13 protein-coding genes are annotated in these 11,769 nt (G+C 38.1%); 10 read left to right on the top strand and 3 right to left on the bottom strand.

What is annotated here, in order from left to right; translation table 11 throughout:
* The 9 genes from LS69_RS06210 to LS69_RS06250 form a co-directional block, all read left to right on the top strand.
* On the top strand, positions 1-718 hold a 718-nt coding region (locus LS69_RS06210; RefSeq protein ID WP_138123236.1), incomplete at its 5' end, for a DUF2972 domain-containing protein.
* Between the two features lie 132 nt (positions 719-850).
* Positions 851-1,090, top strand: coding sequence for a helix-hairpin-helix domain-containing protein (locus tag LS69_RS06215; protein WP_138123238.1), 240 nt, complete (start codon positions 851-853; stop codon positions 1,088-1,090).
* A 247-nt stretch (positions 1,091-1,337) separates the two neighbouring features.
* Complete coding sequence (locus LS69_RS06220) at positions 1,338-1,520, top strand: hypothetical protein (RefSeq protein ID WP_138123240.1); 183 nt, start codon at positions 1,338-1,340, stop codon at positions 1,518-1,520.
* Between the two features lie 452 nt (positions 1,521-1,972).
* A complete protein-coding gene (rplM, locus tag LS69_RS06230; protein WP_138123244.1) occupies positions 1,973-2,401 on the top strand; it encodes a 50S ribosomal protein L13 in 429 nt (142 codons plus the stop codon).
* A 10-nt stretch (positions 2,402-2,411) separates the two neighbouring features.
* On the top strand, positions 2,412-2,801 hold the full coding sequence (rpsI, locus tag LS69_RS06235) for a 30S ribosomal protein S9 (RefSeq protein ID WP_138123245.1): 390 nt from the start codon (positions 2,412-2,414) through the stop codon (positions 2,799-2,801).
* 31 nt (positions 2,802-2,832) lie between these two features.
* A complete protein-coding gene (locus LS69_RS10445; protein ID WP_194145443.1) occupies positions 2,833-2,976 on the top strand; it encodes a hypothetical protein in 144 nt (47 codons plus the stop codon).
* Between the two features lie 38 nt (positions 2,977-3,014).
* Positions 3,015-5,261 (top strand): STT3 domain-containing protein, encoded by a 2,247-nt coding sequence (locus LS69_RS06240; RefSeq protein WP_138123247.1) that lies wholly within the window; start codon positions 3,015-3,017, stop codon positions 5,259-5,261.
* A gap of 9 nt (positions 5,262-5,270) precedes the next feature.
* Positions 5,271-7,130 (top strand): asparagine synthase (glutamine-hydrolyzing), encoded by a 1,860-nt coding sequence (gene asnB, locus LS69_RS06245; protein WP_138123249.1) that lies wholly within the window; start codon positions 5,271-5,273, stop codon positions 7,128-7,130.
* A complete protein-coding gene (locus tag LS69_RS06250; RefSeq protein WP_138123251.1) occupies positions 7,121-7,918 on the top strand; it encodes a HesA/MoeB/ThiF family protein in 798 nt (265 codons plus the stop codon). The genes asnB and LS69_RS06250 overlap by 10 nt, the downstream gene beginning before the upstream one ends.
* 346 nt (positions 7,919-8,264) lie before the next feature.
* Here LS69_RS06250 and LS69_RS06255 read toward each other — a convergent pair whose 3' ends face one another.
* Positions 8,265-8,807, bottom strand: coding sequence for a DUF6033 family protein (locus LS69_RS06255; RefSeq protein ID WP_138123253.1), 543 nt, complete (start codon positions 8,805-8,807; stop codon positions 8,265-8,267).
* Positions 8,808-8,988: 181 nt separating this feature from the next.
* On the opposite strand from LS69_RS06255, the gene LS69_RS06260 reads away from it, so the two are divergent.
* Complete coding sequence (locus LS69_RS06260; protein WP_138123255.1) at positions 8,989-10,017, top strand: SAM-dependent methyltransferase; 1,029 nt, start codon at positions 8,989-8,991, stop codon at positions 10,015-10,017.
* A 388-nt stretch (positions 10,018-10,405) separates the two neighbouring features.
* Here the strand turns inward: LS69_RS06260 and LS69_RS06265 are convergent, their stop codons facing one another.
* Together LS69_RS06265 and LS69_RS06270 are read right to left on the bottom strand one after the other, a co-directional pair.
* Positions 10,406-10,963 carry a methyltransferase gene (locus tag LS69_RS06265; protein ID WP_138123257.1) on the bottom strand — a complete coding sequence of 186 codons (558 nt, stop codon included), beginning with the start codon at positions 10,961-10,963 and terminating at the stop codon, positions 10,406-10,408.
* 25 nt (positions 10,964-10,988) lie between these two features.
* Positions 10,989-11,456 (bottom strand): PepSY-like domain-containing protein, encoded by a 468-nt coding sequence (locus tag LS69_RS06270; RefSeq protein ID WP_138123259.1) that lies wholly within the window; start codon positions 11,454-11,456, stop codon positions 10,989-10,991.
* Positions 11,457-11,769 lie beyond the last annotated feature (313 nt).

The raw sequence follows: 11,769 nt of genomic DNA on the forward strand, positions 1-11,769 counted from the left end.
TTGGAGAGGTGCAAGCATACAATTTTATAAGCGACTAGAATATCTTAAGAATCTTACACACATAGAATATATAGATATGAGTGAAATCTCTAAAGACAAAGCTTTTGAGACTTGGACAAGGCTTGCCAATCAGTTTGGCTTTACTCCACCTAATGAAGCGGATAGAGATATTTTTGAGGAGAGGATTAATAGCAACACGGGAGAATTTATGCACTTTCCTGTAACTCTATACGCACATTCTAACGATGTAGATAAAACCGCACAAGATTTGATGAGCTTAAACTTAAAGGGTGGGATTAAAATCGCTCTCACTTTAAAGCAAAGAATTACGCGAAATAGAGACGACTTTACAGATATTACCTCTCTAATATTTGAGATTCCATTAAAATACGATGAAATCAGAATCTTAGTAAAGACAAAAAACTACTCTCAACTTATAGAAAATCATAAGCTATTTTTGCGCGTTAAAAATTTTCTTATCGGATATATGAAAGCCTACGAAAAAGAGCTTGAAAAAATCAAAAACGCTCACATCACACCCAAACAGATTATCGAATATCTTGCGAAAAAAGAGCATACGCAGTTGCGCAATGTAATTAGAGATTCTCTAAAAAAATCACTTTTAGATGTGCAAAATAAGCGTCCCGACATTGTAGCATCTTGGAAATACTATCAAGCGTTTGAAAAAATGTGTGAGGAGATGGATAAAGAAGTGTAGAGTAGGCGGATTCTTCTTGTTGTGTTATAAAATGTAACAAAAGAAGTAATTTTATCTCTTATATTTGCTAAAAGCATTGGAATCTTTGGGGAATTAGATACAATGAAAAATCTTTAAAATTAAGGAGAAAAGATGAAGTTTCTAGTAGGTCTGTTCTTAATGGCTTCCTTGCTGTTTGGAGCAGTGAATCTTAATACTGCAAGTAAAGAAGAATTAATGAGTGTTAAAGGAATCGGAGAAGCAAAAGCGCAAGCGATTATAGAATATCGCTCCAATAAGCCTTTTAAATCTGTTGATGAATTAAAGCAAGTTAAAGGGTTTGGAGAAAAGACTTTAGAAAAACTCAAAGGAGAGTTTGTTGTAGAGGAGTGAGGGCAAGGATAGCTTGGCAAGAAAGAGGTGAAAAAGGGAATTTGAATAAAAATCTAGAGGCATAGGAATCTGCTAGAATCCTTTTTTTGGGGGGGGGGTGAAATTTATCTCTTTGATGATAAAAGCCAACAAGCAAAAACCTGAAAGGGTGGAATCATTAATCTGAATGAAATATTGGATAAAACTTCACAAAAAATTGACAAAACAACCATGAAATTTCGCACAATTTACAACACAAGGAAATCCAATGCGATACAAAATGTTTATTGCTGTCTTAGCTGCAGGTTTTATGGTCTTAGCCAATCTAGATTCCACTCCGACAGAAGAAAAAATTGATTTGCCACAACAAGTGCAAACAAACAATTCTAATACCACCCAACCTGCACAAAATATTCCAATACAAAATCAGCCCACTCTGCAATCTGTGTAGAATCCACAAACACAGAGTATGTCTTATCCGAATAATTCAGAAATTAACCCCAATGTTTCTTTGTAAACCATTTTTGATAAAGTGCATCAAATGTATCCCGGAGCGTTTATCACCGATATAGGTTATAAAGGTTTTGGCTATGAGATTGAGATTAATGATAATTTGGAATTATATTTTGACGGGAGTGGTCGTTTGATTGGGTAAAAGTGGGATTATAAAGGATTGAAATTTAGGCGGATTCAACAATAGAACGCAAGAGAGATTTTATCAAGTCGCACGATAATTTTGCCTTTATTCCAAATGATTCGGGGCGGTTGGTTGTTTTTGCTACATTATTTTTATTAAATATCACTTAATTTAAGAAAAATTTTATAAAGTTGCGCTATAATCTCACCTTTATTCCAAAAGAAATTTTGGATTCTAAGAAGTAAATTATTATGAAAGGTAAAGTTATGAATATTACCAAAATGGCAAAAGCCAATGAAATTAAACGCGATTGGGTTGTTTTGGACGCCGAGGGCAAAACATTTGGTCGTCTCATTACTGAAATTGCTACACTTCTAAGGGGTAAGCATAAACCATGCTATACACCAAATGTTGATTGTGGTGATTTCGTAGTTGTGATAAATGCTCCTAAAGTCAAATTTAGTGGAATGAAACTAGAGGATAAAGAATACTTTACGCATTCCGGATATTTTGGTAGCACAAAGTCAAAAACACTTCAAGAAATGTTGGAAAAACACCCAGAAAAACTCTACAAACTCGCTGTTCGTGGTATGCTTCCAAAGACAAAATTAGGTCGCGCAATGATTAAAAAGTTAAAAGTCTATTGCGATGCAAATCACCCACACAGTGCGCAAGTTTCCAAAGAATCAAAATAAGGATTAACAAATGGCAAAAATTTATGCAACAGGAAAGAGAAAGACAGCAATCGCAAAAGTATGGCTAACTCCCGGAAGCGGTAAGTTGAGCATTAACCAAACAAGCCTTAATGATTGGTTGGGCGGTCATGAAGCAATTAAGATGAAAGTTATGCAGCCTTTGCTTTTGACAAAGCAAGAAAAAAGCGTTGATATTATCGCAGTTGCTTTTGGTAGTGGCTATTCTGCACAAGCAGAGGCACTAAGACACGGAATCTCTAAGGCTTTGGCACTTTATGATACGAATTTCAGAGCTATCTTGAAGCCTAAAGGTTTATTGACTCGTGATTCTAGAGTGGTAGAGCGTAAGAAATACGGAAAACGCAAAGCAAGAAGAAGCCCACAATTCTCAAAAAGATAATTCCAAAAGACTTCATTTCCAAAAGCTTATTTTGCTTTTTGGAAATTGTTTTGGGGAAGTTCCCCCTTATTTTTGGGTTGTTTTCAGCCTTTTGTTGGTATATGGCATTCGTGCGATTCTATCCAAATATCCAACAAATGCTGAAATCACGACCGAGAGAATCTTGCGAATCTAAGATTTGCTTTTATGAATCTTTCTCCAAAAGAATCCTAAATGACTATCCGACCCTTTTGTGAAGCACCTTTAAAACTTAAGTTTTTAAAAGCCCAACAAAGTCTTTTCCATTTCTTTTTTATCCTCACTCTATGTTGTGTGCATTGGGGATTGCATTTTGTGGATTTTATTTTTCTCCAATCCCCTCAAAACTTCTTTGAAGGCGCATTGATTCTTACTTCAATGGACGCTTATTATTATGCCAAAGGTGTGCGTGAATTTCTTTCTCTACTTGGCTTAGGCTGGGATTGGAGAGGAGTTTTTGACGCATTTTTATCTTTGCACCCTTTGGCGATACTTGGTGGAATCCTTGCCAAAATGACAAGTTTAGATTTTGCCCTAAGTTGGAGTAGTGTGATTTTTAGCACAACTACGGCAGTTGCATTGTATTGGCTAGTCTATCAAATCCTTGCACTTTTAAACTTCGCAATATTTAAAAAAAAGCAATCCCAAAACACAAGCCAATATCCGCTGGATTCTCCATTTCTAGCACCGCTCATTTTAGCGTTTTTAGCATTTGTGGGAAGTTTGGTTGCGATTTTGTCGCCTAGTTTTTATCAACGCGTGGGTGTTGGATATTTTGATACTGATATGTTATTGCTCACTTTTCCTCTGTTGGCTTTAGTGTGTTTGTTACGATTTTTGGGGCAAAAGCGTCTTTCTTTGGCGTGGCTTGTATGGTTTGGAATCTTTAGTTATTTGGCGGTTATTTGGCATAACGGCATTCAGAATCTTTTGCTTTTGGGGTTTTTGTTGTTTGTGTGTTTGGAGGTGGTGAGATTTGTTCAGTTGCGCACAATCTCGCCCAAAGCCCTTATACTTGCTTCCACATTTTTGATTCTTTTGACGCCTGCGCCCTTTAGTTTGTGGGTGTTTTTTGTGGTTTTGTTTGGAATCTCAAAACGCCCTAAAAATCTGTGGATTTGGCTCATTTTCACTTTGATTTATGCGGCGATTTTTGGGCTTTTGAATCCTGTGTTTGCTCAAATTAACGCCTATCTCTTTGGTGCGACACAACACGCAAACACTTATATCTACGCTTCTGTTGTTAAGACAATCTTAGAAACTAGCCCTACAAGTTGGGAGATATTCATCAATCGAAGTGGGGGAATCGTGCTTTTTGGAATCGCATTTTTTGGCTTTGTGTGTTTTGGGGTTTATGGGTTTTGCGTGAAGTTTTGTTTGCGCTGTGTTGTTTTGTCTCGCAAAAAACCAAAATCCGATTCCCTTGCAGATTCCACAGAAGATATGCAGATGGATTCCAAAGAATCCGAAAGTGTTGAATGTTTTTTTGAAATCTTCCTTTTTCTTCTGCCTTTTTGTGTTTTAGGCTTTGGTTCGCTTATGCTTGGTGCGCGTTTTAGTCTGTTTTTGATTCCAATGATTGCTTTAGGATTCGCTGTTTTTTGCTTTGGAATCCTAAAATTATATGGGAGATTTTTTAGTCCAATTTTGATTGCAAATAGCCTAATTGTCGCGCTTTTAATCGCAAGTTTGCATTATCAGATTCCTCAACCCATTTTGACACAAGCGGAAATTAAAGCCTTTAAGGAGTTGGATTCTAAGTTGAATCCCCAAGACATTCTTTTATCGTGGTGGGATTATGGATATGCGTTGCGGTATTTTACTAAAGGGCAAGTTTTGCTTGATGGGGCACGACATTCTGGTGTGGTAAATTTCCCAATCGCTAAGATTCTAATGAGTTCTTCGCCTACTTTGTTTTATAGTTTTTCTTCTCACCTTGCCCAAGCAATGCAAACGCTGCCCACCAAACAATGGAATCAAATCTTTGAAGTCTTATCGTTGCCTTTGGGAGCGAATGCGTATTTACAGAGTTTAGAAGTGGAATCTCCAAAATTTGAATTAGTAAATGGGGCAAAAGTTTATTGGGTTTTACCTTTGCGTATTTTGCCATTATTGGCAAATGTTAATGTTTTTGCAAATGTGGATTTGGAAAATGGAAAAGTCTTGCAAAAAGATTTTTTTATGTTTTGGGATTCTACGAAAAATGCGCCCAATATCGTGCCACAAGCGACGATTGATTTTTATAATGACTTTTATATAATGCAAAGCAATGCACAAAATCCAACAAATTTAACACAAGTTAATTTTGGTAAAAATTCATTCTTGTTAAGCAATCATTATCTAAAAAGCAATATGATTCAAATATTGCTTTTTCAAAATTATCCTAATGGGATAAGTGGAATCAACAATGGCAATATTGTGCGTATTTTGCAATTGAATTAAGGAGTAAAAATGTGTGGAATTGCGGGAGCGTTAAACTATCCCAAATTTTCTTTAGATGAAATTTACGCGTTAATGCGCCATCGCGGACCCGATAGCAAGGGTGCATTTTGGGATTCTACTCTGCGGGGATTGTTGCAGTTTTTCCACGCGCGTCTTAGTATTCAAGACTTGAGCACTTTGGCGCACCAGCCTATGATCTTTGAAGATTTATGCCTTGCTTTTAATGGGGAGATTTACAATCATCTAAGTTTGCGTGAAGGATTGGATTTTGCATTTCAGACGCATAGTGATACAGAAACGCTTTTAGGGCTTTTTTGGCAGCATGGCGAAAGTTTTTTGGAGCGTTTGAATACATTGGACGGTATGTTTGCTTTCGCACTCTATGATAAAAAAAATCAAAAGATTTATTTCGGGCGCGATAGAATGGGCAAAAAACCGCTTTTTTATTACAAAAAAGATTCTAAATTTGCCTTTGCGAGTGAGCTAAATACCTTGTGCGGAATCCTAAAGCGCACCAATGATTTGCAAGTGGATTTTGGCGCACTAGGATTCTATCTGCAAAGTGGATTTTTTTATCAAGATGGCGCACCTTATAAGGAAGTGTTTTCTGTCCCAAATGGACATTATGGAATCCTAGATTTAAGCACTTTTGCACTTGTTTTTAAGCCTTATTTTTCTTTGGAATCCTTGTATCAGTCGCCTAAGATTACTGATGAACAGGAGGCTGTGAGGATTTGTGAATCTCTCTTGAAGCAAAGCATTCAAAACCGCATAGAATCTTCGGATTTGGAAGTGGGAGCATTTTTGAGCGGGGGGATTGATAGCTCTTTGATTGTGGCACTTGCTTCAGAGATTAAGCCCAATCTGCGCACTTTCACGATTAGTTTTGAGGGGACGCATTTTGATGAAACACCTCTTGCGGAGAAAACCGCATCACGCTACCATACGCGGCATTCTACGCTAAAAATCTGCACAAACCTAGTCCAAGATGTGCCTAAGATTTTGCAATCTTATGGGCGTCCTTTCTTTGATAGCTCCGCGATTCCGAGCTTTTATGTCGCAAAAGCAGCGAAAGAACATTTAAGCGTCGTGCTAAATGGAGATGGGGCAGATGAGCTTTTTGGCGGTTATCGTCGTTATGTTGGGCATTTATTGCTACCCAAAGTCGTGCCTTTTGGCTTTTTGCAAGACTTCTTGCCAAATCCAAAATCCAAACAATCTCTTTATAATTATCTGTATCGCTTGTTGCAAATGGCAAACGCCTATAAGCGGAATCTCGCGGAGTATTATCTAGCAGCCAGCACAGATATTTTTGTGGGATTTTATTCTTTTGAAAGTGTGTATTGGCAGGGATTCCAACAAGATATAGAAAGGGTTTTTAAGGGCGAATCTTCGCCGCTTTCTCAAATGTTGCTTTTAGACGCTAAAAACTTGCTTTTGTGCGATTTGTTGCCTAAAATGGATATTGCAACAATGGCGCATTCGCTAGAGGCGCGTTCGCCTTTTATGTCAAAAATGCTTGTAGAGTTTGCGCCAAAGCTTAGCGATTCTTTAAAAGTGCATGGTATGACGACGAAGTATTTGCTGCGACGCTTAGCGCAAAAGTATTTGGACGATGAAGTCGTCAATGCGCCTAAAAGAGGCTTTGAAGTGCCGCTTGTTAGTTGGGTTGAGGGTGAGCTAAGGGAGCTGATTTGGGATTCGTTGCATTCCTCGCAAATCGCACAAGAATTTCTGCCCAAAAGCAAGATAGAATCGCTTTTGAACGCGCCACAAAAATATAGTTGCGAGAAACGAGCAAAAATGCTATGGAGCTTGTTTGCGCTAGAAATTTGGAATCAAAAACTTAAGGAAAAAGAATGGAATTAACAAAAGAAGAATTGGAACGATACAATCGCAATATTTTGCTAAGTGGAATCGGACAAGAGGGGCAGAAGAAGCTAAAAAATGCGCGTGTGTTTGTCGCTGGAGCTGGAGGGCTTGGCTCGGGCGTGTTGTATTATCTTGCCGCAGCGGGTGTAGGCGCGGGTGAGCGGGGATTGCTTGGGATTTGCGACGGAGATGTCGTGGATTTGAGTAATTTGCAGCGACAAGTGTTGCATAATATGCAGGATTTGGGAAAAAACAAGGCGGATTCTGCCTATCAAAAGTTAATGGCTTTGAATCCAAATCTGAATTTGCAAGTTTTCCGTGAGAGGCTAAATGTGCAAAATATCCGACAAGCCATTGCGGAGTATGATTTGGTGATTGAAGCGACCGATGCGTTTAGTTCTAAGTTTTTGCTTAATGATGCGTGTGTGTTGGAGGAAAAAACTCTCATACGCGCAAGTGCCTTGCATTTTAGTGGGCAAGTGATGAGCATTCAGCCTAAAGTGAGTGCGTGTTATGCTTGTTTGTTTGATTCTCCGCCAAAACACGAAATGCCAACAGGGGCAAGTGTCGGAATCTTGGGAGCTGTGGCAGGTTTGTTTGGTGTGATAGAAGCAAGTGAAGCGATTAAAATCATTACCGGCGTAGGGGAGCCATTGTTTGACAAAATGCTTATTTGCGATGTGCGCTCACTAGACTTTCGCAAGATTGCCATTAAGCGCAATCCACATTGTCCTATTTGTGGCGAAAATGGAATCGTGAGTTTGGATTCTGCGCGGTATGAATGAGGAAATCGGCAAGAGGTATCTTTATGAGGTGCACGAAGCGCAACGAAGCAATCCATAATTTAAACTAAAAGCAGATTCTACTGCTTGTCATTGCGAGAGTTTTGTAAAAACTCGTGGCAATCTACACTTTAATTTCTCTATTGTAGAATCCACTTTATTTGAGATTATGGATTTACGCTGAAGCGGGTGAAATTCGTTTCACAAATTGCACACCCGAAGTCTTGCGACTTCTCATAATGGCGGCTGGTTGCTAACATTGTGGATTGCCACGCTCGTTTTATTCATTCGCAATGACGATAAGAAATTAAGAAGCGATGTAGAATCTCAAAATCAAGGATTTGTAGTATCACGATTCAATATCAAGCAATGATTTGCTTTTGATTTCTATAGAGATTTTTTCTTTCTCCTTTGCTTTTTCTTTCATCTCTTCTTCTTTGGCTTTTTTCGCCTTAGTTTCTTGTTCTTTTTGTATTTCTTTTAGGCTTTCCATAAGCTTTTCTACAAATGACTTTTCTTCTTTTTTGCTTCCGCTTTCTGATATTGCCCAGCTACTTAATCCGCCATCTTCGTCGATAATAAATCCACTTGCTTTGATTTTGCCTCCTGTTAGTGTGGTGATTGGTTGGCTTTTTATTGTTTCGTTAATGTCGTAGATGAGGGCTTCATACTTCTCTCTCGCCTCTTTGTTTGTCGCCATTTGCTGCAAAATATTTGGAGCAATGGTTAGGTTATTTGTCCCTTGCCCTCCGCCTCCATTAATGTTTAAGTCTTTGAATTTACTTTGCAAATCACTTAAAACCTCCGCCGCATTTGTGCTTTCAAACTTCTGTGCTTTGGCGAAATCTAATGCCGCACTAGATACCCATTCACCATGAAATGAAACTGCCATTTTATTTCCTTAAATTAATTTAAGTAATAATTATACCCCCCCCCCCCCCCATAAAATTTCCTTAATTGCAGTCAATAGGCATAAATTCTAATCGCCTCTTGAAACGCAAAATTATCTACGATTTTCAGTAAATTTTAAGTATGTATTGCTATAAAGGACGCAAAAAATCAGGAATCTTTTAATGGAATCGCAAAGCTTTGGTTGTTTTATGCAGGATTGGTTGTATGGGGAGAGGGGCTATTATCGCAAAGTGCGCGTGGGAAAAGCAGGGGATTTTTATACTAATGTCAGCGTGGGGAAGTTTTTTGGCTATGTGTTGGGATTTTATTTGCAGGGGATTTTAGAATCCTTAAAGGGCAGAATCGCGATTGTGGAAATTGGGAGTGAAAAGGGCGATTTGATAGCGGATATCGCGGAATTTTTGACTTTAAGAGAAGTGGAAAATGTAGAGTTTTGGACGCTAGAGCCTTTAAGTGAGTTGCAAGGAATCCAAAAGGCAAATTTTAGGGAAAGAATCCAAAAAGAGCTTAAGAGTGCTACGCAATTTAGTGATTTAGAAGATTTTGGCGCAGTATTGTTTGTGAGCAATGAATTGCTTGATGCGTTTGCGTGTGAATTGGTGTTTGGTGAGGAAATGGCGTTTGTAGAGGAAAGTGCGCTAGATATGGAGGGAGGGCGTAAAGAAGTGCGATTCAAAAGGGCAAGTGCAGAGATTTTGGAAATCGCTAGAAGTGCGAATATAGAGATTGGTGAAATTCCGCTCGGCGCGACAGAATTTGTAGAAAGCCTTGCAAAATGCGCCAAAAAATGGCTGTTTCTAGGCTTTGATTATGGAGAAATGAATGCGCGGAATGCCTTTTCTTTGCGCACATTTTCTAAGCACCAAACGCAAAACTTCTTTCCTAATCCTTATGTCAAAACTTGCGATTCCAAACTTTTGGGATTGTTTGGCGAGGCGGATTTGACTTATGATGTGAATTTTGCGTTTTGGCGGGAGGTGTTCTCGCGTTTTGGGGGCGTGGAGTGGTTTATCTCTAGGCAGAATCGCGCGTTAGTGGATATGGGGCTAGATAAAATGTGCGAATGGTATATCGCACATTTTGGATTAGAGCATTATATGGCACAAAGTGCAAGTTTGCGCACTTTGATAGCTCCGGGTGCAATGGGTGAGCGATTCTTTGGATTCTGCTTTGCTAATTTTGAGGCTTGAAAGATTGTATCTCTTTTGCCTTGCGGATGCAATTCTTCTAAAACTTGCGTCATTAACAATTCAAACTCACTACGAGATTCATCAATGCAAGATTGTATGGAATCTACTCAATTGACATTACTTCCCCTATTTTCAAGGGATTTAATGGCTTCAAAACTATTTTTAGTGTTAATGCAAGATTCCATTGCTAACTCATTTGATATAAATTTTTGTGCTTAGCGTGGGTCCCTGGTTGATTGAGCGAGAAGTAAAGTTGTTTCGCTTTTGCCAAATACATATTCATATTCTCCATCGCTAGATTGGATTTCAAGAATTTGCACTTCGCTAACAGCTAGAACAGGTGCTTTAGCCAATCACACCATTATGTTGTTATTGTGAGGAATGAATTTTATTTCTTGCAATAGTACACAAAAGCTGGTGGGAGATTGTCCCATACAACTTCTGATTTTTTAGTCTCACTAAACATTCGTTGTTTGTAAATTTGCTTGTAAAATCTATGCGCACCCATCGTTGGCAAAAGATAAGCAAAAGTAGCAAAATAGCCTTTAGGTTTCAATGCGCGATAGATATTTTGCAAAAATTTTCTTTGCGCTACTTGATTCAAAAGTGCCCACGGAATCCCAGAAACAATAACATCAGCTTGAAAGATATTTCTTTCTTGCATAATAGATGGTAAGAACTCTACAGAATCTACGACAATATTAAGGTTTGGGAATCTTGCTTGGAGTTTGTTTGCAGCTTTTGGATTAATTTCAATAGCAAGAAAATGTGCGTAAGGATTTTTGCGCAAAATCACTTCTGTAAAAGCCCCCGTGCCCGGTCCAATTTCAATTATATTAGTAGCATTTTCAAGATCAATATTTCTCGTGATAACTTCAGCTAAATGCCTAGAGCTAGAGCATAAAGCACCTGTATGTTTGAGATTTTTTAAATAATGAAATAGCAAGTTTATTCTCCAAGATTAGAATGTTTTAATCCCATTTTTGTCCAATGAAATTGCCATTATGATCAAAAAACAATTCCAAATTATCATTGATTTCAACTTCATAGCCAAAACCCTTATAATCTATATCGGTGATAAATGCGCCGGGATACATTTGACGCGCTTTATTTAAAATAGTCTGCAAAGAAGCGCCATAATTTCCTCCTGTGTAGGAAGCATTTGGCATTGGCTGATTATGAGGATTTTGTGTTTGTTGCGGTTGTATCACATCGGGTTGGTTTGGCACTAAGGTATTATGGGATTGGATTGGCACTTGTGTTACGACAGAATCTTGGTTTGGAGTCTGCGGCTGCGTTTGTGGGTTTTGCGCGGGTGAATTTTGTATTTGTGCGTTTTGGTGTGTTGTTTGTGGCATATTGATAACCTCTTCTGTTGGGAGAGAGTTAGCAGATAAGATAGTGCTTAAAATAAGCGGGATAAAAGCTTTTTGTTTCATTGTTATTTCCTTGCATTTCAAGATTATTTTGCGATGATTCTAAATAATTTTTGTTAATTTTTTATGAAGATTTGTCAAGCATTTTGTTAAGTTGTTTATGTTTCGGTAAAGAATTTAGAGACTAGCGTTAATCAAGACAACTTTAGCTATTAGTTTAGTCTTTTAAATCAATATTTTCCAGACAAGAGATTTGAATTTTGTTAATGCCTATTTTTTACCACACATTTCAAGGACTTTTCTTATATTATCAGAGTAACAAACCATAGAGTTGCTTATCTACAAGTAAGGAAGCATTTAGGTTTGTAAGATAGTT

This window comes from Helicobacter sp. MIT 05-5294, assembly GCF_000765675.1.
Lineage (GTDB): Bacteria > Campylobacterota > Campylobacteria > Campylobacterales > Helicobacteraceae > Helicobacter_D.